This window comes from Paenibacillus piscarius, assembly GCF_022234545.1.
In the GTDB taxonomy this organism is placed as follows: Bacteria; Bacillota; Bacilli; order Paenibacillales; family Paenibacillaceae; genus Paenibacillus_AQ; species Paenibacillus_AQ piscarius.
Map to the genome: position 1 here is coordinate 341,551 of NZ_JAIEUI010000001.1, position 21,656 is coordinate 363,206.

Consider the following 21,656-nt stretch of genomic DNA (forward strand, 5'->3'; position numbering starts at 1 on the left):
AGCTTATGCCCCCCTTTACCTATAACACCCCTTAGGACGGCATTCGGTCACATTATGTTTCCGGCAATCTTTCGCTGGCAGCAAAAAAGAGAGGACAAAGAAGTCCTAAGACTTCCCTGTCCCCTCTGGCAGAGGCTGTATGAGCGGCTGCTAATCCGGCCGCTTGGTTACTCGGGGGTTCCCTGAGTCACCCCGTGCACATAGGTCTGCCAAGGCGTATCCAGTGCCCCTTGCCCCGGATTATAGGTGAAGAAATACTCTACAGTATCGCCTTGCTGCACGTTATTTACCGCGTACGTATAATTGCTGTTGCCCGCAGAGGTCATAGCTACATTCTGCTGGCCGCCGCCGTTGATCTTATAATGCAGATCGGCGAAGGTGGCACCGTTCACATAGAAAAGCAGGTTATTGCCTGTTTTCTTCAGCCCGCGCACCTGATCGCCGATCACAACGGTTGCCGGCGGCGGGGAGACTACAGTGATCGTGCTGCTGGAGGTTTTGCTGCCGTCCGCAGTGGTTGCGGTCACGGTAGTGGTGCCTGTAGCCAGTCCGGTGACGAGACCGCTCTGGCTTACGGAAGCGGTGCTGCTGTTCGCCACGCTCCAGGTCACCTGTTTGTTGGAGGCATTGGATGGCAACACGTTAGCCGTTAATTGAACGCTCTGTCCCACCTGCACCTCAGAAGCGGATGGTGTTACGGCAACACCACTGACCGGAACACTGCCGGGATTGCCCGGGTTCCCGGGATTTCCGCCGTTGCCAGTGCCTTCCTTATACACCCGTACATAATCGACCTGCATCGTTGCCGGAATGTCGGATGGATCAGGGGTGAGCCCGCCGTCGAAGTGTCCGCCCACTGCCAGGTTCATAATAAGGTAGAAGGGCTGGTCGAAGGGAGCATTCGGATTATTCGGCGCCGCTACGGAATACCACTGCGATCTGTTCACCTTGAAAAAGAACTTCCCGTCCACATACCACTTCACATTATCCTCTTCCCAGACCATAGAATACACATGATAGTCATTGGCGAAGGTCTGCCCTTGCGGGAAGTGATACTCCCCGGCAATGTATTTGTTCACCGGCCATTGTCCACCGAAGTGGACTGCGCCGCTAGTTGTACCGGGCAGCCGTCCCTTGGCTTCCATGATGTCAATCTCACCGGATGCCGCCCAGGCTCCATAAGCCGCATCCTGCGGAAGCATCCACAGAGCAGGCCAGATCCCGTTGCCTGTTGGCAGCTTGGCGCGGATATCTACTCTTCCGTACTGGAAGGAGAGATGGTCCTTGGTGTTGATTTTGCCAGAGGAGTATTGTGCATAACGGTTCGGGTCCTGCGGGAAGGACTTCGGATCGTTCTTGGCTCTGATGTTCAGCTGGCCATTCTGCACGTAAACATTCTCCGTACTGTTCGTATAATGCTGCTGCTCGTTATTCCCCCAGCCCCAGCTGTTAGGATCATTAGAAATATAGTAGCCCTGCTCATAATTCCACTTGCTGGTATCGAGCGTGGTTCCGCTGAACTCATCCTGCCAGATCAGGTTCATGCCCGCTACGGCCGGGTCTGACGGTGTTCCCAGCTCAATGTCCTCCTGGTCGCTCTCATCGGGGCGCGGGGCATTCGGGTTACCGGTGAAGGTATAATACACATAATTGCTGCCGACATTACCGCCCTGCTGGCCGTTCAGCGGATAGCCGATGCGGAGCTCCATATTCTCCTGAATCGGCTGGAACCACAGTCCATACACATAATCGGCCCAATAGCCCCACTGGTTCGCCGCGGACATATTGTTGTAGCCGTTGCCTGCGTAGACGAAGCCGCTCTGGGCGGAATTGCTCAGATCGACCCACTGGCCGCCGATTTTGATCTGATACACATATTTGTTCAGCTCGCTGCCGATAGGTGCGCCCCCGTCAATCTTCGGCAGGGGAAAACCAATAGACCCGTTGTTATCCGCAGTGAAAGCTGTACCGTCGTAAGCGGAGAGAACATAGGAATTTCTGACCGGCTGATTAAAAGTAAGGGTGTAGACCAGACTCGCAGAAGAGGTCTTGGACTCCAGCTTCACATTAATCGATTCGGTAATGGTGAACCAGTACCCGCCGCCGCCTTCGGTGAACTGGCCGAAGTTGCTGTCGTAGATCCAGCCGCTGGCTGCATTATTGTCAATGTCAATCCAGGTGCTGCTGTTCACCGGCTTCACATACACCTTGAGGTCATCGGCCACAGCTTCATAAGTGAGTGCCGGATCATTATTGAAGGTAGGGTAGGTGAAGCCTGCACCGCCCGTGAAGCCTGCTGTAATCTGCGGACCCTGAGTCGGCGTCATCGCGCTGATCGTTGTCTTGTTCAGGTTCTGAAAAGCCAGCGTATAATTCAGCGTAACCCCGCTATTCGCCTTGGAGTAGAGCTGGATCTCGGTTGTGGCCGAGAGCGTAAACCAGTAGCCGTTCTGGCCGCCGTCACTCCAGTGTCCCCAGTTCTGGTTGTAGACAAAGCCGCCTGCGCTGTCGATGTCTACCCAGTTGCCATTTACCTTTACTTTGACGCCCACATCATCCGACACATCGCTCCAGGACGCAGCCCCGCCGTTAAAAACAGGCATAACAAACCCGTAGCTCGCCTGCCCGACACCTGATTTGGAGATGACCGGACCGTCTGCCGCTGAGAAATAAGCCATTGAGCTAACCGTTGTACCAGCGGCCTCCGCCTTCTGGATGCCGGAAGCAGGGAGCTGGCCGATGCCGGACAGCAGCAGCAGGACCAGGAACAAACTAAATACCTTCTGCTTGAAACCGGGTGGCGTTGGCGTAACATAAAGTCGCTTCATACTTGCCCTCCTTTAATTAAATGGTAGTGAAGGTAACCGCTTACATGTGAGAGAACATCTTTATTCTATCGAAACTTGTCAGCTGCTAAAAGGGACAATCCTTTTTGTTGTGACCCAATTTTTTGGGTGCTTAGCTGCTGCGGCGAAAATATGGGCCAGTGCGGTCCCAGGAACATCTTGCAGCGGTGGGATAGAGTGGGGGGGGCGTGCTGGCGGAGTGTGATCGAAAAACCGATCACACTGGGCTGGCGTGGGGCGTGTGGTTAAAATGTAATCGAAAAACCGATTACATTGAGCTGGCGTGGGGTGAGTGGACCGAATGCAATCGAAAAACCGATCACATTGGGCCAGCGTGGGGAATGTGGGCGGAATGTAATCGAAAAACCGATCACATTGGGCGGGCGTGCGATTCGGGCATATTAGGGCCTCCACTTAAACAGCGGAGCGGACGAAATGACCCGCGGAAAAGCGAATGCGGTCGCCTTTGTGTCCGGATTTTCACCGCTCAAAGGAATAAAAAAAATCTGGACACAACAGCGATTGGAACAACGTTTCGTTTGCGGAGCGTCCACCCAAGTGCTCACGTTGAACTTACCTCAAAATTGTGTTGCCCCGCACATCCTCCTCACCCGCAGGCTTCCGGCGGATCAGCAGGCGGTATTCGGTGGGCTGCATATCCATAGCCTCGCGGAAGGCGCGGGTGAAGCTTTTGTAGCTCTCGTAGCCGACCATCGCGGCGATGTCGATAATCTTGTGGTCGGTCTCGGCCAGCAGACGCCGGGCTTTGTCCAGGCGCACATCGCGCAGGTATTCGGCGAAGCCCTTGCCGATATTCTTCTTGAACTGGTTGGAGAAGTAGGCGTAATTCAGCGACACATGATTGGACACCATCGCCAGATCCAGCGGCTTGTGGTAATTCTCATGGATGAAGCGGATCGCCTCATTCAAGTCCTGCGAGCTGCGGTAGCTGCATTTGTACTCATAGTAGAACTGGTCGAGCCGCAGAAGCTGCTGCTGCAAGGCCTGAAGATATTCGCGGATGCCGGGATAATCGAACAGATTGCGCAGACAGTCGAGGTCGAGCGCCTCTTCACCCAGATAAGGGCGGATGACGCGCTCATATTCCTCCATCATTTGAACAACGGCGCGGCATAGCTGCCGGGTGTACCGGATATGGTAACGCTGGAGCACATCCTTATGGAAGAGGGCGGAGATCCCTTGGGCAATTCTGCTGCCGTTCCCGGTGCCGGTTAACTGGAACAGATCATACAGCTCATTATGAGGCAGCTCCCACTGCTGCTCCAGCCGGGCGATATGCCGGGGCAGCAGGCAGCGTGTATCCGGGAAAAGAAAGCTGTGCCGGTACAGCTCCAGCCCCTGAGTATAGCTGCCCGGCAGGCTGCTTAATCCCTGCTGCGGATCAGTCATGGCCGTGAGTACCTCGATCTGCTCAGCCTGGAGCGCAGCAGGGAAGGCTTCCGGGTCCAGGCTGCCATCCACCGCCAGGACCAGATACGGACGGTGCTGCAGACAGAGACTGCCCTGCCTGCCGAATACGCGATAGGCCACCGATTCAATACTGTGGCTGCTGCCGGCACCCGGCTGGTGAATCGAGAGCTCCTCGCGCAGCAGGCAGAGGCGGTAGCTGCGCCACAGCTCCACGTTCTGCTGCTCGGTTGCGGCGATCCACGCTTCATCCGCCGCCGCCCCCTGCATATACATCCGCAGCTCCTTGCGGTCCGTCTCCCGGGCGCGCTGCGAGAGCTGCTCAATATTGCTGGAGAGCGACATCCGTGTCTCAATCTCCTGCCAGACATGTTCCACCGAGACCTGCAGGTCCTCGCGCTTCACAGGCTTGAGCAGGTACCCTTTGGCTCCCAGTTCAATCGCCTTCTGGGCATAGGTGAAATCGCTGTATCCGCTAATAATGAGATAGTCCGCCTTCAGGCCTTCCTGCCGGCTCTGCGCCATAAGCGCAAGGCCATCCATATCCGGCATACGGATATCCGTAATCACGAGCTGGATGCTGTGCGCCCGGAGCATCGCCAGGGCTTCAAGCCCGTTAGCCGCGCTGTAGATATGGCCGGGCTGGCGGGGGAACTGGCCTAGCATCGCCTGCAGCCCGTCACGGATATGCTTTTGATCGTCCACAACGAGAATATTGATCATGTCTACCATCCTCCAAGATTCTCATTTTCCCAGGGCAACCTTAAGGTTACACAGGTGTATTCGCCCTGAACACTGTCTATCCACAGGCCGCAATCCGTGCCGTAATGAAGCTGGAGACGCTGATGGACATTGGCTAACCCCAGCCCGCTGCTGCCGGTGATGACCGGCGGCTCCGCATCGCCCCGCAGCACAGACTGGAGACCGGCCAGCCGCTGCGGATCAACTCCGGCACCGTTGTCGCGGATTTCGATCAGCAGCAGGCTGTCATCCTCTACCCGTACCGAAATTTCAATATGTATATTGCCGCCAGAGGGAGTCCCGTGGTGTATAGCATTCTCGACGATCGGCTGCATACACATTTTGGGGATGCGGTAGCGCTGCACCTCCGGCGGAAGATCCGCCGAGAGCGCAATGCTCCCGCCTTCCATGAAGTTGATGAACCGGATATAGCTGCGGATGTTGGCCAGCTCCTCGCTGAGGGCCACCGTGTCGCTGCGCCACTGCATACTGTACCGCAGCAACGAGCCCAGCGAGACCAGTGCGCCTGCAATGGCCGGCTGCCGTTCCACCTCTGCCCGCATCCGGATCGACTCCAGTGCATTGTACAGAAAGTGGGAGTTGATCTGGGAATGAAGGGAGTGGAGCTGTGCATTCTTCGCGATGAGCTGCTTATCTACCACCTGGGTCATCAAGCTCTGGATTTCGTCCAGCATGTTATTGTAGCTCACTGCTACATAATCAATCTCGTCACCGGTTTCGTTCGCGCGGAGCCCGGTCTCAATCTTCGCGTCCAGCTGGCCTCGGCGCACCTTGCGCATCGACCCCAGCACCTTCTCCAGCCGGCGGAAGATGCGCCGGGTCATCCTCGATACCAGCAGCAGCATCAGCAGCAGGACGGAGGAGGTGATTGCGATGACCAGCAGGTAGCCATCACGCGGACCCTTGGTCAGCTCATGGCGGGAAGCGATGTCTACCACATAGGCATTCAGAGGAGCGATGTAACGGTACAGCGCATAGTAGGATTGATCCCCCGACCGGATGGTAACAGGGGTCTTCTGCTCCAGTACGTCTAATTGTGCATGAACCCGGTTAAGGATATCGTCCAGCTTCGCTCCGGCTTTTTGCGGCAGCTCATGCCCCGGAAGATACACATTGCGGGAAGCATCCGCGCCGTCCATGATGACCGTGAAGAAGTCGCGCCCGCTGTCCTCCAGCAGGTCATTGAACAGCACGTTATGCTCCGCGCGGACCTCCATAATGGTGGGCAGCTTCTGCTGCTGGCCCTGAAGCCGCACCAGCCTGTAATAAGACAGCGTATCTGCGCCATCCTTGAAGGCGAACAGCCGGAAAGCGGCCCCGCCCTCATCCCGAAGCGTCATCCAGTAGTCCTGCGGCCAGAACTTGGAGTAATGATAGATTTCCGGCCAGATCTCATAGACCTCAGGGTTATCGACATAGAAGCTCAGACTGCTGATCATCTCATGGCTCTGAATGATGTTATGCATCTGTTCATATTGGTTCTGCTTGAACTTCACAAGCCTCAAGCCGTCTGCGCGCATATTAGAGTGGATGAAATCCACGAATCCTTTCTGGGTCAGGGCAGTCGCGGAAGCGTTCTCAAGAATATCAAGCCGGCTGCGCAGCCGTTCGTTCAGCCGGGCCACATGATTGCTGCCCTCGGCCATGGCCTGCTTGAACAGCTGGCTCTCCTGATTGCGGATGAACAGGAAGGAGACCACAACGGCGGGAACGGCAATCATCAGGCTGAAGGCCAGGAACAGCTTTTGTGAGATGGGGGCATTGCGGTATAGTCTTCGTATCGTTGTCAGCAGCTTCTTCACCGGTAACCCCTCCCGTTCTGTAATCTAGCATATCGCAGAAACCTGCTCCTTCCAAGCAGGAATACCGGCCGCCTCATGGGCAGCCGGTACTGAATAACCGGGCGGGACTATTCGGCCGCCATTTTGGCCTTCCGCGCATCCAGCTCGGTCTGGCGGTACTCCATCACCTGCGCGAACCCGTAGCCGTCACGGCGGGACAGGAAGCTCTCGAACACCTTGTCAAAAGCCGCCTCATCCTTGGCTGTAATCAGCTCCGGCAGCACCTCTTCCCAGTTCTGGGAGATCCGCGACCAGGCGACGGCTACATCGGAATCGCCGAGCGGGTCCAGCCCTTTGTAGATGCCGCTGTCAATATCGGCCTGCGCATTGGCGAAGTCCTCCATCTGCTTGATTACCGGGGCTTTCTCCGGTCTCCACTGGTTGACGATAACCGGATTGCGCATCATCCAGTAGGTATCCAGAATGCCGTATTCCTTCTCCAGCTTCTCGATATTGCTGCCCAGCATCTCGGCGAATTCAGCCTTCAGCTGCGGCTTGCCGCCCGCCGAATCCCAGGTCTCGCCTTCCTTGCCCAGGAACAGGTCACGCTGGCCCTCCTCGCTGGCGAGGTAGGTCAGGAAGCGGATCGTCCGCTCCGGGTGCTCGGTGGATTTGCTGACCATGGTCACCATCCAGCCGTCCATATTGCCGGGGAAGAGCTTAGCGCTTTCGCCCTTGCTGTTCTGCGGCCCGTCAACTGCAATGTAATAAGAGTCGGGATTCGCACTCGCAGCAAGCATCGGGTTCACCGCTGACATACCGGTCCATTCGCGGATCATCATGAAGTAGCGGGCATTGTTTGTTTTTTCCTCCACCTGGGTATCGGAATCGACCAGGAAATCGACGTTAATCAGTCCGCGCTCGTAGGCGGTGCGGAAGGTTTTGAGCCAGGCGATGTAATCAGGATCGGTAGTACGGTCATACACTTTGCCATCCTTCTCATGCGGAACCGCCAGCAGATTCTGAAGATATTCCGTCATCCCGTAAGGCACATTCCCCTGGGCAAAAAAGGGGCTGATCGGCTGGCCCTTATATTCAGGGTACTTATCCTTCAGCAATTGCAGCGCACCCAGGAAGCCTTCTGGGGTACTGAGATCCGGCTTACCCATCTCCTCGTACAGATCCTTGCGGACCAGGAAGGTCTGGTTGGCTGCCGTCATGCCGGTCTCGTGCATCAGATTCGGACTGTAGGAATCATTCGGTACCCCGTAGGTATTGCCGTTCTCCTGCCGGTACCATTTCAGCGTGCCGTCACCGGCGACCTTGAAGAAGTAGGGATCATATTTATCGGCGAGTTCATTGAGCGCATAGACATGATCGCCTTCCCACAGCTTTTTGACCGCGGTCTCCCAGGAGCCCATGCTGATCAGATCCGGCAGCTTGCCGGAGGTCATCATCAGCGTAACCTGCTCGTTCGCTTCCCCGGAGGGAACCTCCAGCTTGACATTGACGCCCGTCTTCTCCGTGACGTATTTGGAGGCGAGGCTCTCGCCCCAGGTGTGGGCGTACCAGTTCGCGCCAACGAACCAGGTGAGATCCACCGGACTGGTATCGAGCTTCCAGGCGGGTTCTTCTGCATTCAGCTTGGCTTCGGCCTGCGGAGCTGTTGTGGCTTCAGCCTGCGGTGCAGCCGTCGGCGTGTTCTCCTTCGTGGCGGAATTGCTGCTGCAGGCGGCTGTGCTTAGTGCCAGGGTTATGGCCATCATGGCGGCCAGGACGGGGCGTACAGGTTTGCTTTTCACGCATAATCATCCTTTCGGGTTAGATGTGGTTAGTCTCACTGCGGTTATCCCTTAATCGCGCCAATCATCACGCCCTTGACCAGATAACGCTGAATGAACGGGTAGAAGATCAGGATCGGCAGCGTAGCCACCATCATGGAGGCGAATTTGATCGAGTTGCCGGGCAGTCTTGCGCCGAATTGGGCCATCGCCTGCTGCTGCATGAAGGACATGGAGTTCTCGGCGATAATTTTATACAGCATAGTCTGCAGCGGCAGCAGCTCCTGGGAATGGATGTAGATGACGCCCTGGTAATAATCATTCCAGTGATAGACGGCGGAGAAAAGCGCAATGGTCGCTATGACCGCCATACTGTTAGGCAGTACAATCCGGAACAGCACGCCGTAATCCGAAGCCCCGTCTACCTTAGCAGATTCCTCCAGGCTGTCCGGGATGGTGCGGAAGAAGCTCATGAAGATAACCATATTGAAGAACGTATACATCGACGGAATGATGAACACCCAGAAGCTGTCATACAGGCCGAGCTTGGTCATGAGAATGAAGGAGGGGATGAGCCCGCCTGAGAAGAGCATGGTGATCAGAGAGATTTTGAGATAGAGCTTGCGGCCGATCAGGTTGGTCTTGCTGATTCCGTAGGCGATAATGGCCGTGAACAGCACATGCACCACCGTTCCGATCACCGTCCGCAGAGTCGTAATATAGAACCCGTTCATCAAGGTCTTATCGTTAAAAGCCACACTGTAGCTGGCCAGCGACCATTCTGCCGGCAGCCAGTTGACGGTCCCGAGCGAGGCCTGCTCCGGCGAATTCAGCGAGTTGACGAGCACGAACCACATCGGGTACAGCGTCAGGAAGCAGACGGCCAGCATCAGCAGCGTATTGAAGATCTCGAACAAGCCGATCCGCCGCAATCCTCCATGTCTTACCATGAATCGTTGGTCTCCTTTCCAAGTGAATTCTTGTGCTCAAAAAATACTGTCCCCCGTAAGCTTCTTGGACGACTGATTGGCTAACAGCAGCAGTCCCAGCGCTACAATGGAGCGGGCGAACAGGACAGCGGTGGAGAAGGAATGGCGCCCGGAGACCAGCCCCATGTTGTAGATGTAGAGGTCCAGGCTCTCGGCCATCTTCATGTTCATATTGTTCTTCAGCATGAAGATCTGCTCGAAGTTGCTGCCGAGAATGCCGCTGACGGCAAGGATGAACAGAATCGCAATCGTGGGCCGGATGCTCTGAACGGTGATATGCCACATCCGCTGCCAGCGGTTCGCGCCGTCCAGCTCGGCAGCCTCATACAGCCCGGGATCAATGCCGGCAATGGCGGCTATGTAGATGATGGCGCTCCAGCCGGTCTCCTTCAGCGTATCGGTGAAGAAGGTGATCCACCAGAAGTATTTCGGTTCGCTGTTAAACAGAATGTCCCGGTCCTGCAGTCCCAGCGCCATCATTAACTGGTTCACCACACCGCCTTCGCCCAGCCAGTTCAGCGCGATGCCGCCGAAGATCGTCCAGGCGATAAAATGCGGCAGATAGGAGATCGTCTGCACTGTGCGCTTGAACCGCAGGCTGCGGATTTCATTGAGCAGCAGGGCGAACAGAATCGGGATCGGGAATCCGAGGATCAGCTTAATGCTGCTCATCCCAAGTGTGTTACGGATCGAGCGCCAGAACCGGTCATCCGTCAGGAAATCCCTGAAATGCTTCAGGCCGACGAACGGCGATTCCAGCATGGGCTTTGCGATACTGAAGTCCATAAAGGCAATAATCAGCCAGAGCATGGGGATGTAACAAAAGATAAACATCCAGAGGATGCCCGGGATGACCATGCTTTGCAGCTGCCACTGCCTCATAAGCGCTTTCATTTGTCCCGTCTTATATTGGAACATGTACTGTGCCCCCTTCCTCCTTCATGGTATGAAAAAGCCCGCAGGAAAAAAAGGCCAGGAATTATTGGCGGTATCCCAATTTTTTGGATTCCATTGACCTGACCCTGATATTAAGTATGCTGTGATTACATGAAGGGAGTGTGCCGCCAATGAACAAGCTGGTGTGGGAGCAGGATTTCCAGGGGGAAGCAAAGGATCTGAAGCAATGGAACATCCGCTTGGGCAATGATCTGCTGGACAATGACGGGAATGCGATCTTTCCGGGCTGGGGGAATGGAGAGCAGCAATTCTATACAGGGCAGCCGGAGAATCTGTCGGTTGGCGGGGAGGGGCTTCAACTCTGCGCGCGCCGTGAGATCACGGAGCAGGAAGGGCGGAGCTTCGCGTATACCTCGGCGCGGATCGATACGAGGGATCACTTCGCCTACAACTACGGCAGGCTGACCGTGCGTGCCAAGCTGCCGGCCGGGCAGGGGATCTGGCCCGCGATCTGGCTGCTTCCGCAGGATCAGGCGTATGGTCCCTGGCCGGCCTCCGGCGAGATCGATCTTCTGGAGGCGAAGGGCCGCCTGCCCCGGCAGATTGCCGGAACTCTGCATTATGGTGCGGACTTCGCGCAGAAGATCGTCGAAGAGTTCACTTATGAGCTGGAGCACGGCACGATTGAACAATTCCGCGATTACACGCTGGAATGGGAGGAAGGGGCGATGAGATGGCTGGTAGACGGGCACTGCTTCGCTGAGCGGCGGCTTGAGCCGGGGATGCCGTTCGATCAGCCCTTCTATTTGTTGCTTAATCTTGCGGTCGGCGGCTGGTATGATCCTGTGCCGGTGGATGAAGCAGCGTTGCCGGCGGTGATGACCGTCGCCAGCATCCGGCTGTATCAGAGCTGAGCCGGGTTGACACCTGTTCATGTTGCGATCACAATTGGACCGGGTGCATCGTGTAGGCCGAATGTAATCGAAAAACCGACCACAATTGGACCGGAGCCGCGTGTATCTCGTTCGTTTATCGCAGATTGTGCTATATATCCACCCATGTGCCGGGATATTTGCTGCTCCACAACAAAGAGGCTGTCCCACGCTGGGACAGCCTCTTTGTTTCTTTCAAAATATAAGAATTTATATGTTTCACATGATAACTTATCCTTCTAATTCTCGCTGAAACAGGTGCCGTCCTTTAAAAGGACGGCAAAGCCGTTTCCGCTTGCAGCTTACACTAAAGTCAGCTTGAACTTGAATGTATACGGACGGTTGGCCGGCAGGGTGAACTGCTCATGCACAGGCGCACCCCAGCTGTCGTCGCCGCCGACACCCATCTGCTTGTAATTAACACGCAGCACGGTCCGGCTGGATACCGGCAGCTTGTAGCCGTGGTCGCTGGCTTCAAGCTCGGCAGGAGTCCAAGGCAGTGCATTGACTTCAACCGGCACTGCGCCTTCGATAGACAATCCGAGTCCCTTGTCTGCTGCAGTTACAGACGCGAAGCGGACATCGGTCTTGTTGCCGCACTCCTGAGGGCGGAGGTAATTCGTGAACTGTTCGCTGACCTTACCCGAATAGCGTCCCAGCGGAGCACCGCTCTGCCGGTCCCAATAGTTCTCATGCGGGCCGCGGCCGTACCAGAGAATCGTATCCAGGCTGCTGTCCAGCTCGAAGACCATCCCGAATTCCGGGATCTCCGGCAGACTGCCGCTGCCCGGGTTAAGCTCCTGGACAATTCCGATAGAGCCGTCGGTACGAATCTCATAATTCACCCGCAGGGTGGACTGCGGCTGTGTATCCAGCAGGTAATCGGCGGTCACGAAGCCGATACTGCCCTCGACCCGGCCGCTGAAGCGGACCAGCTGGCGCTGGTAAGAGGCATCCTTCCAGACGGCGCAGCGCTCATGATGCTTATTGCCGAGATCATTGTCTGTAACAGCTCTCCAGAAGTTCGGCCGGGCCGGTGCCAGCAGGAGCTCCCTGCCGGAAGACTGCATGGAGACAAGTGCGCCGGTAGCAGTCTCGAAGCTCAGCGCGAAGCCGCTGCCTGCGAAGGTCAGGTGGCCATCCTGCTCTTGAAGTGCAAGCTTGCCCTCAGCCGTATCCGGCGTAACGGACGGAATATAAGGGGAGAGCACGAACTGCTCCCAGGCGATCTCATGCGCTGGCGCAGACCAGGAGGTCGCTGCCGTTTGTACGAACGAAACCGTAAGCACAGCTTCCTTACCGGTTCCCAGCAGACTGGAATCCAGCGGTACGGTGAAGCTGACAGTCTCGCCGGGCGCTGCGGAGAGCGGCAATTGTCCTTCCTGGGCCGACTCGCCGTTCAGCGCCAGCTTCCACTTCAGCTGATAATCTGCAAGATCCGTGAACAGGAAGTTATTGCGGGCCTCGAAGCGTCCATTCTTCAGATCAACCGCAGTGATGGTGATATTCTGGTAGCATTTCTTCACCTCGTAGAGCTTCGGCGTAACGCTGCGGTCCGCGAACAGCAAGCCGTTGCCGCTGAAGTTGCCGTCATGCGGCTGCTCTCCGAAATCCCCGCCGTAGGCCAGATAAGATACGCCTTCTGGAGTCGTGGTGCGGATCGCCTGATCCACCCAGTCCCAAATAAAGCCGCCCTGAATGACGTCATATTTGTCGAACAGCTCGGTGTACAGATGCAGGCCGCCGCAGGAGTTGCCCATGGCATGGCTGTATTCACACAGAATGTACGGCTTCTTGGGATTGCTTAGCGCATACTGTACTACTTCATCAGGCTTGATATACATTGTTGATTCGATATCGCTGGCCGCATCCGAAGGTCTGTAGTGATACGTACCTTCATAATGAACCGGACGGGTCGGATCAGCTTCCCGCAGATAGTCGTGCATTGCCAGGAAGTTATCCCCGCCGAAAGACTCGTTGCCAAGCGACCAGATGATGACGGAAGCGTGGTTCTTGTCGCGCTGCATCATGGAGTTGCAGCGGTCAATGACGTTCGCGCGCCATTCCGGGCGGCTGCCGGGAACGTTGCCCTCGTGCAGCTCCTTCTGTCCGTATTGCCAGGAGCCGTGCGTCTCCAGATTCGTCTCGTCAATCACATACAGGCCATATTCGTCACACAGCTCGTACCATACCGACTGGTTCGGATAGTGGGAGGTCCGCACAGCATTGATGTTATGCAGCTTCATCAGCTTAATGTCGGTAATCATGTCCTCCTTGGAGAGCGCGCGGCCCGTATCGCAGGAGAATTCATGGCGGTTCGTGCCCTTGAACACAATCCGCTTGCCGTTAATCTTCATCAGGCCGTCCTCAATTTCGAAGGTGCGGAAGCCGACCTTGCAGCTCAGCGCTTCCAGCACTTGTCCCTGATCATCCAGCACCGTAATCAGCAGAGTGTAGAGGTTAGGCTTCTCTGCGCTCCATTTCAGCGGATTCGTTACGGGTGCAGCCAACTTCAATTGCCGGGTTCCATCCTGTTCAAAGGCGAATCCGGCGGAGACCGGAGCCGCCCATACCGCTTGCTGCGCACTGTCGAAGAGCTGTACCTCTACCGAATGTCCCAGAGAGACCCGGTTATAATAATTCTCCACGGTCAGGTCGACCTGAAGCTCGGCATCAGTGAAGCTTCTGTCGAGCTCTGTACGGACGAAGAAGTCGGCCACACGCACAGCAGGGGCAGTGTACAGATATACATCACGGTAGATCCCGCTCAGCCGCCAGAAGTCCTGATCCTCCAGCCAGCTCGCATCACACCAGCGGTAGACTTCCACTGCCAGCTTATTCTCGCCGGGCAGCAGATAAGCGGTGATATCGAATTCTGACGGTGTGAAGGTATCCTCGCAGTAGCCGGCCAGCTCGCCGTTCACCCATACATAGAAGGCGGATTCCACGCCCTGGAAGCTGAGGAATACAGGTTGTCCGTCCCAATCCTGCGGAACAGTGAAGGAGCGGGTATAGGAGCCTACCGGGTTGTAGACGGTTGGAGCATACGGCGGCTTCAGGTCCGGCTCAGAGACCTCCCAAGGGTAACGCACATTCGTATATTGGGGATAATCATATCCCTGGAACTGCCAGTGGGAAGGGACGGCAATGTCCGCCCAGCCGCTGGAGTCATAATCTGATTTGTAGAATTCCTTAATCCGGGCATCCGGGGTCTCGGCAAAAGCAAATTTCCACGTTCCATTCAAAGACTGGTATCGCGGAGAGGACTCTTTGTTCCCTTTCAGGGCATCGGATGCCGCCGGGAAGGACATCATGGAGGCATGCGCGTCTATACGGTTCAATTGAAAAATCTCAGGATTATTGTTCCATTCAGGATATCCGTTGGCGGGTGGCTGGTATGAGAGCTTGTTGCGCAAGTTAACATCTCCTTATATCGTTATATTCATATTATAGGATGGGAAATGTTCCGGGTATATATAATGATTTTCTTCAGATATAATAGAATATGAAACTAGGAGATGAATCGGGAGTAAGACAGGGGGAGACTGCTGTGGAGAGTAAAATGATCTTTTGCGAAATGGAAGATATGCATCTGCTGCCGATTTATGCCACTACGCTGGGGTATTGGGAGCATCAGGAGGAGATGACCCGGCCTGCGGGCTTCCCGGATTACCAGCTGCACCAGGTTCTCAGCGGCAAGGGCGAGGTCAAGATCAGGGGCAAGTCCTATATTGCCGGAGCCGGCGACCTGTTCTTCCTGTACCCGGATGATCCCCACTCGTATGCGCCGCTCAGCCGGGAATGGGAGCTGGCCTGGATCTCCTTCAACGGGAGGGAGGCCGCCCAGATGCTGCTCTATGCCGGCATCCGCGAATCCGGGGTAGGCCGCCTGAGAGCGGAGCCGGTCCTGAGTCCGCTGGCCGAGATGCTGACCCTCTCCAGCGGCAACGAGCATCAGGACAATCTGGAGCGTGCCAAGCTGCTGTATGCGCTGCTGCTCGATCTGAAGCGCAGTCTGCTTCCCGCTGCGAATGAGGATAATGACCTGGAGCGGATGAAGCCCGTGCTGCAATACATCGAGCTTCATCTGCACCGTCCGCTGCTGCTGAAGGAGCTGGCCGAAGTGGCGGCAGTTTCCCCGCAATACCTGTGCCGCCTGTTCCAGCGGACGGTCCGCGAACGGCCGATGGCCTATATCAACCGGCAGCGGGTCAGCCGGAGCAAGCAGCTCATGTTCAGCAGCCGGGGCCAGCGGATCTACGAGATCGCCCAGCGGGCCGGATTCGAGAACGTCAGCTATTTCTGTGCTGTGTTCAAGCGGATTACCGGGATGCAGCCGGAGGAGTGGCGGGGACTGCACGGGCTGGACTGAGGCTGACGGATACTTAGTTCAGGAAACAGTAAACAGGAGGTATGGTGAAGTGGGAAACAGTAATGAGGATGTCTATCGAATCGGGCTTATGGATGAGCCTGCGGCAAAAGAAATTATCCGTTGGCAATACGAACCGCCGTATTCCTTTTACAATATGATGGAGACTGCTGATGCAGATGAGGATATTGAAGAGCTGCTGGATGGCTCCTACTTCAGTGTATCTATTTCAGGTGAAGGCTTGGCCGGTTTCGGGCAGAATGCCCAGGTTGGGGGCGGAAGAGAACGCGGACTCTACCTGGATGGAACCGCGCTGGATATCGGCCTGGGCTTAAGACCGGATCTGACCGGGAAGGGCAACGGGCTGGTCTTTTTGCAGGCAGGTATGAAGTTCGCAGAACAAATCTATCATGCGGAGAGATTCAGATTGTCGGTTGCAGCCTTTAACCAGAGAGCTATCAGCTTGTACACAAAGGCGGGATTCCTGCCAATTCAGAGCTTTGTGCACCAGTGCGGAGAGACGGAAACGCAGTTCCTGCTGATGGAAACCAGGGGGATTAAGGTCCATCCCTAGCGCGAGTGGAGAACACAAGGCGAAGTCTGTTAATATAGAACTACGGCATCATACATATCAAAGGAGAATTCAATGTGAACGAGAACCTGAAGCAAGCGTATGAGCGGTTGGGATTACCGGAGAGCGTAACCAGAGAGGAGCTGAACAAGCGGTTCGACCTGCTGCTGAAGCGGAGACGGTCCCTCTCCACAGAGCAAGAGATTGCCGATTATGAGGCGGATTTCAAGGCGTACAAGCAGATTCTGGATACTTGGGATGAAGAGGAGATTCAGAAGGCGGAGGCGGAGCGGCTGGCTAAGTACGGGCGGTTCTCCGGCACGGCCGGCAAGTGGGAGACCTTCTTCCGCCTGTACAAAACACATGTGATTCTCAGCATTATCGGGCTGCTGGTGGTGATCTTTGGCGGGAAGGCGCTCTATGACAACTACCAGCACAGGCAGTATCTCGCTTCACTGCCGCCGGTGGATGCGAAGATTATGTTCGTGGGCAATTTCGGGGTCAAGGATACCAGCGGCAAGACGGAAGAGCTGGAGCAAGCGATTGTCGCCGCTTACCCGGAATGGAAGCGTGTGGAGGTTACCGTAACCTATCTTCCCAAGGCAGGCAACGGCTCGGAGGAACTGGATATGAACTTCCTGCAGAAGGCTGTGGTCGAAATGGCAGCTAATCGGCCGGATATCCTCGTGATGGATGAGACGACGATCGACTGGATCGGGAAGCAGGCGACCCTGCAGAATCTGGAGCCGGTTATGGCTGACGGGAAGCTGGCTGCAGACGATCCCCAGATGAAATGGGCCGTCAATCCGGAGACCGGCAAGAACGAGCTGGTCGGGGTCGATATTCTGAAATCTCCGTTCCTTGCTGCGCTGCCGCTCAACTACAATGCGAAGTCCGTCATTATCGGTGTAGTAGGCCTTGACAATAACGAGAAGATGACAGCCTTCGTGAAGCATATTGCAGAAGGACAGGCACAGGCGGCTAAATAGCAGAATTGAGAGAAACCTCTCTTCAGATGGTTGTGAATACAGCCAACGAAGAGAGGTTTCTTTGTGTTCTCAGGCGGGTCTGTCTGCTAACGGATAGGGGTTACTGCTCCAGACGGTAGCCGCCGTGGAATACAGGGCCTACATACTCGTTGAACGCATAGCCGTTACGGATCGCGGCGGAGACGAAATCCTTCGCCTTCACCACAGCGTCCTTAACCGATAAGCCGTTCGCCAAGCCGCCGGTAATGGCAGCAGCGAAGGTGCAGCCGGCTCCGTGGTTATGGGCAGGCTCAATCTTGGCGGTCTCCAGGACGAGGAATTCGCTGCCGTCGTAGAAGATATCAATCGCCATGTCGCCGCCGAGCGCCTTGCCGCCCTTGACGACCACATTCTGTGTGCCGAGCTTGTGAATCAGGCGGGCCGCTTCCTTCATCTCGTCAAGGGTGGTCAGCTTGCCGAGGCCGGAGAGAACTCCTGCTTCGAACAGATTCGGTGTAGCCACTGTTGCCAGCGGGAGCAGCAGATCGCGGATCGCATTGGCACTCTCCGGATTCAGCACCTCATCCTCGCCTTTGCACACCATCACCGGGTCAATGACCACATTGGTCTGCCGGTTATTCTTAAGCGCGGTTTCTACCACCTGTACGATTTCCACACTGCCCAGCATCCCGGTCTTCATAGCATCTACCGGACCTCCGGCGAAGACGGTCTTGAGCTGGTCGGCAACGATTGCCGCATCCACCGGATAGACATTGTGATGCCAGCCCTGGTCAGGGTCCATCGTCACGATGGTGGTCAGCGCGCTGAAGCCGTAGGTGCCGTATTCCTCAAAGGTTTTGAGGTCTGCCTGAATGCCTGCGCCTCCGCTGGAGTCACTGCCGGCAATGGTTAGAGTCTTAATGATTTTTGACAAAGGTAACGTCCCCTTCTCTCTATATCGATAGTATGGTGCTTATTATAACAAAAATCATGGCCGGAGTCCGCAAAAAAAGTATAAGCCCGCCAAGGTCTCCTTAGCTGGGTAGTAGCAAGTGTTGCCTGCCGGCTTCCCCGCATATCATGGTAGAACAACGGATACGGATTCAGGAGGCTGCCATGATTGAGATCAGTGTATGTATGATTGTCCGCAATGAGGAGCACAGCCTGCCGCGCTGCCTGTCGTCTGTAGGCAGTCTGGCCGATGAGCTGATCCTGGTGGATACGGGATCGACAGACCGCACCAAGGAGATCGCCGCTTCTTTTGGAGCCGTCCTGTATGACTTCAACTGGATCGCCGATTTTGCAGCGGCCCGCAATTTCGCCTTCAGCAAGGCGACCAAGGAATATATCTTCTGGCTGGATGCAGATGACTATCTTGCGGAAGAGGACCAGGAGCGGTTCAGGCTGCTGAAGCAGTCGTTGCCGGGAGATGTGAACAGTGTAAATATGCAGTATAATCTTGCCTTTGACGGGGACGGGAGGGTGGTGACCTCCTTGCGGCGCAACCGGCTGGTCCGCCGTTCCTGCGGGTTCCGGTGGATCGGTCCGGTGCATGAGTATCTGGAGGTGTGTGGACCGTCCCTCAGCAGTGATGTCTGTGTTACTCATCACAAGGACAAAGAATACACAGACCGCAACCTGCGCATCTACCGCAAACGGGCGGAGGCAGGGGAGCACTTCTCGCCGCGAGATCAATATTATTATGCCAATGAGCTGCGCGACCACGGGCTTCTTGCGGAGGCCTGCGCCTATTATGAGCAGTTCCTCGGCGGGGGGCAGGGCTGGATTGAAGATAATATTCAGGCCTGCCTGCGGCTCGCGGAATGCCGGGAGACGCTTGGAGACCAGGAAGCTGCCTTCGCAGCCTTTACCCGGACCCTGCAGTATGACGCTCCGCGTGCGGAGTTCTGCTGCCGGATGGGAGCCTGGCTGGTGGAGAAGGGGCTGTTTCATCCGGCGGTTTACTGGTATGAGCTGGCACTGAAGCTGTCTGCGCCGAACGATTCCATGGGCATGAAGAACGAAGCCTTCTCCACCTGGATTCCGAATCTGCAGCTCGCCCTGTGTTATGACAGGCTGGGTGAGCATGTGCGGGCCAATCTGTATAATGAGACGGCCTTGCTTCAACAGCCGGGCCATCCAAGTATGCTGTACAACCGCACGTACTTCCAGAAGCTGCTCGGCAGTAAATACGTCTCCCTTCAGCCCTGAGCTGCAGGCTCGGCCAGCAGGCCGGGCTCGCTGGCGCGGATGAACTCCAGGATTTTGTCATGAATAATCCGGTGACCCTCGCGGTTGGGGTGGATGCCGTCCCGGCAGATGAACCGCGTGTAATCCGGCTGCTGGAGGAACGCGCCGCGCACATCGATGAGCTTGGTCCGGGTAGCTTCAGCCACCTTAAGAATGGCGGAGTTGTACCGCTCCTGCCACCAGTAGATCTTGGTGACACTGCCCAGGAACTTCATAATGTTCGCCTCAGCGTCAGGCTGGCTGCCGCTGACCCACTTGAAGTAGTTGTCCGCATTCAGCGGAGGCAGACTCATCAGGACAGGGATAATGCCCTGGTTCTTCAGGAAATGAATCATATCAAGCAGCATCTGCTCGAAATCCGGAAAATCGGTTTTGGGCCGGTGCTCGGCCTCAGGATTGCTAGCAATCTCGCTCCAGTGATAGTCACAGTCATTGCCGCCGTATTCGATCAGCACCACATCCGGCTTCTCCTTGAGGACATCCCGCTTCAGATTGCCGAACCCCTTCATCAGCGTATTGCCGAATCTCGCCGTATTGCGCATGGCGCCCTTGAGCTTGCCCTGAAGCATAGATACGTAGTTATCCTCCAGGATGACGTATTTGCTTCTGGATTCATCATAGACAACCCCCTTGGAGATCGAGTCGCCGCTGACCATATAGTTGAAACCTAGCCCTGTCTCAGGGCCTTCCTTATGCTGCTCATTGGTATTCATTGAACCGCCTCCGATAACCTTAGTGTAGATAAATTAAGTGTAAACCATACGGAGGCCCGTGCCTATGTACAGATGTCATGGGTTCATCCCTGCTGTGACAGACAAACAGAACAGGTCCATCCGGCTTCTTATCCGGCCGGACCTGTTCTGTTATTATGCTTAACCTCAGTTCAAGGCTTGCGTCCTTTGGATTTCATGCGTTGCAGCAGCACTGATGAAGCTTGAGGCTTCGCAGGAATGCCCGTGAGAAAGGCGGACGCCGCCTCTTCCATGATTTTGACGCTGTTCTCCCAGGTCCATCCCCGTGAATCTGTCTCACCCTGTGCGGCCAGCCTGTTCCGCAATGCCGGGTCCTGAATGAGCCGTATAATATCGGCTGCCAGCCGGTTCTCATGCCGGTAGGACAACAGGCAGTTCTCTTCATGGCGGGCATACTCCAGATTGCCTCCAGAGTAGACCGACACCAGAGCAGCACCGCAGCGCATCGCCTCAAGTCCCGGCAGCGAGCCTGTGTCGAAGATGCTGGAGCTGACGAAGATATCGGCACAATTGTAGTGATAGCACAGCTCCTCGTCATTGGATGGGGTGAAGAAGCGGTATTTGCCGCTGGCTTTCATCTCCTGCAGCCAGTCAGAGGTATAGAATTCATCGGGCGGGCAGATGAAGTTGATGTTCACCCACGGAAGATTCTGCTTCACTGATTCGAGCTGCTGGATCAGGTAGTCCTGGTCACGGTGCCAGGAGAAGCCATACTCCACCTTGCGCAAGATGGCGGTTATATTCAGCGGCTCCTGCAGCCTGTGGCGGATCTGCATGTTTCTGAAGGACGAGCTGATGCCTACCGGTACAATGTGGCCGCTGACTCCATGCCCAAGCTCTATTAGTTCCTGCTGCCACCGGGAGAGGACGACCAGCTTGTCGGTGATATGATACGTGGGAAAAGAGACCTCGCTGTGCGGCAGGAACATCGGTTCATAACACAGGGACAGGCGCACATGAATGCCCTTGCCGTTCTGGCTTGCCGCCTGGGATACCGGAACGGTTGTGAAGAAGTTGGAGACGATGATATCGCTGACCGGAAAATCGGATTCACGCAGCAGCGTATGGTCGGTAATCCACAGGGTGGAGTGTACGTTATAGGATACCTGTCCTCCCAGTGGCATGACAATTACTACCTGGTGGCCCAGGGCGGTAAGGCCATTCGTAAGCTCTACAAGCATCCGCTGCGCCCCGCCATGGCTTAAGGTGAGTATGGGGAAAGTGAACCGCACTCATGATCCCTTCCTTTCTATCGAGATCTTGGGTTGTATAGGTGTGCTAGATATACTATTTTATTCCATATTCAATGAAAAGTATTGGGGAGAACGGG

Annotated in this window: 15 protein-coding genes; 5 read left to right on the forward strand and 10 right to left on the reverse strand. The window is 55.8% G+C overall.

The window, feature by feature from the left end:
• Positions 1-167 precede the first annotated feature (167 nt).
• The 6 genes from K1558_RS01395 to K1558_RS01420 all read right to left on the reverse strand — a co-directional run bounded on the left by K1558_RS01395 (position 168) and on the right by K1558_RS01420 (position 10,505).
• Positions 168-2,828: a family 16 glycosylhydrolase gene (locus K1558_RS01395; protein ID WP_238649581.1), complete on the reverse strand. Its 2,661-nt coding sequence runs from the start codon at positions 2,826-2,828 to the stop codon at positions 168-170.
• Positions 2,829-3,419: 591 nt separating this feature from the next.
• A complete protein-coding gene (locus tag K1558_RS01400; protein ID WP_238649582.1) occupies positions 3,420-4,997 on the reverse strand; it encodes a response regulator in 1,578 nt (525 codons plus the stop codon).
• A gap of 2 nt (positions 4,998-4,999) precedes the next feature.
• A complete protein-coding gene (locus K1558_RS01405; RefSeq protein ID WP_238649583.1) occupies positions 5,000-6,838 on the reverse strand; it encodes a sensor histidine kinase in 1,839 nt (612 codons plus the stop codon).
• Positions 6,839-6,945: 107 nt separating this feature from the next.
• A complete protein-coding gene (locus K1558_RS01410; protein WP_238649584.1) occupies positions 6,946-8,619 on the reverse strand; it encodes an extracellular solute-binding protein in 1,674 nt (557 codons plus the stop codon).
• A gap of 44 nt (positions 8,620-8,663) precedes the next feature.
• Entirely contained in the window at positions 8,664-9,548 is an 885-nt protein-coding gene (locus K1558_RS01415; RefSeq protein ID WP_238649585.1) for a carbohydrate ABC transporter permease, read from the reverse strand.
• 36 nt (positions 9,549-9,584) lie between these two features.
• Positions 9,585-10,505, reverse strand: a complete 921-nt coding sequence (locus K1558_RS01420; protein WP_238649586.1) for an ABC transporter permease — start codon at positions 10,503-10,505, stop codon at positions 9,585-9,587.
• 149 nt (positions 10,506-10,654) lie between these two features.
• Here K1558_RS01420 and K1558_RS01425 point away from each other — a divergent pair, with 149 nt between their 5' ends.
• Positions 10,655-11,398 (forward strand): glycoside hydrolase family 16 protein, encoded by a 744-nt coding sequence (locus tag K1558_RS01425; RefSeq protein WP_238649587.1) that lies wholly within the window; start codon positions 10,655-10,657, stop codon positions 11,396-11,398.
• 320 nt (positions 11,399-11,718) lie between these two features.
• Here K1558_RS01425 and lacZ read toward each other — a convergent pair whose 3' ends face one another.
• A complete protein-coding gene (gene lacZ, locus K1558_RS01430) occupies positions 11,719-14,832 on the reverse strand; it encodes a beta-galactosidase, LacZ type (protein ID WP_238649588.1) in 3,114 nt (1,037 codons plus the stop codon).
• A 134-nt stretch (positions 14,833-14,966) separates the two neighbouring features.
• On the opposite strand from lacZ, the gene K1558_RS01435 reads away from it, so the two are divergent.
• The 3 genes from K1558_RS01435 to K1558_RS01445 all read left to right on the forward strand — a co-directional run bounded on the left by K1558_RS01435 (position 14,967) and on the right by K1558_RS01445 (position 17,345).
• Positions 14,967-15,788 carry a helix-turn-helix transcriptional regulator gene (locus tag K1558_RS01435; protein WP_238649589.1) on the forward strand — a complete coding sequence of 274 codons (822 nt, stop codon included), beginning with the start codon at positions 14,967-14,969 and terminating at the stop codon, positions 15,786-15,788.
• Positions 15,789-15,876: 88 nt separating this feature from the next.
• Complete coding sequence (locus tag K1558_RS01440; RefSeq protein ID WP_274528363.1) at positions 15,877-16,359, forward strand: GNAT family N-acetyltransferase; 483 nt, start codon at positions 15,877-15,879, stop codon at positions 16,357-16,359.
• A 74-nt stretch (positions 16,360-16,433) separates the two neighbouring features.
• Positions 16,434-17,345: a hypothetical protein gene (locus tag K1558_RS01445; protein ID WP_238649591.1), complete on the forward strand. Its 912-nt coding sequence runs from the start codon at positions 16,434-16,436 to the stop codon at positions 17,343-17,345.
• A 100-nt stretch (positions 17,346-17,445) separates the two neighbouring features.
• On the opposite strand, the gene thiD is transcribed toward K1558_RS01445, so the two are convergent.
• On the reverse strand, positions 17,446-18,258 hold the full coding sequence (gene thiD, locus K1558_RS01450) for a bifunctional hydroxymethylpyrimidine kinase/phosphomethylpyrimidine kinase (protein WP_238649592.1): 813 nt from the start codon (positions 18,256-18,258) through the stop codon (positions 17,446-17,448).
• Between the two features lie 182 nt (positions 18,259-18,440).
• Here thiD and K1558_RS01455 point away from each other — a divergent pair, with 182 nt between their 5' ends.
• The gene (locus K1558_RS01455) at positions 18,441-19,535 is read left to right on the forward strand and encodes a glycosyltransferase family 2 protein (RefSeq protein WP_238649593.1); all 1,095 of its coding nucleotides are present in this window, start codon (positions 18,441-18,443) and stop codon (positions 19,533-19,535) included.
• Here the strand turns inward: K1558_RS01455 and K1558_RS01460 are convergent.
• Both K1558_RS01460 and K1558_RS32960 read right to left on the reverse strand, forming a co-directional pair.
• Positions 19,526-20,287 carry an SGNH/GDSL hydrolase family protein gene (locus tag K1558_RS01460; RefSeq protein ID WP_238649594.1) on the reverse strand — a complete coding sequence of 254 codons (762 nt, stop codon included), beginning with the start codon at positions 20,285-20,287 and terminating at the stop codon, positions 19,526-19,528. The genes K1558_RS01455 and K1558_RS01460 overlap by 10 nt on opposite strands.
• A gap of 170 nt (positions 20,288-20,457) precedes the next feature.
• Positions 20,458-21,558: a glycosyltransferase family 4 protein gene (locus tag K1558_RS32960; protein WP_238649595.1), complete on the reverse strand. Its 1,101-nt coding sequence runs from the start codon at positions 21,556-21,558 to the stop codon at positions 20,458-20,460.
• Positions 21,559-21,656 lie beyond the last annotated feature (98 nt).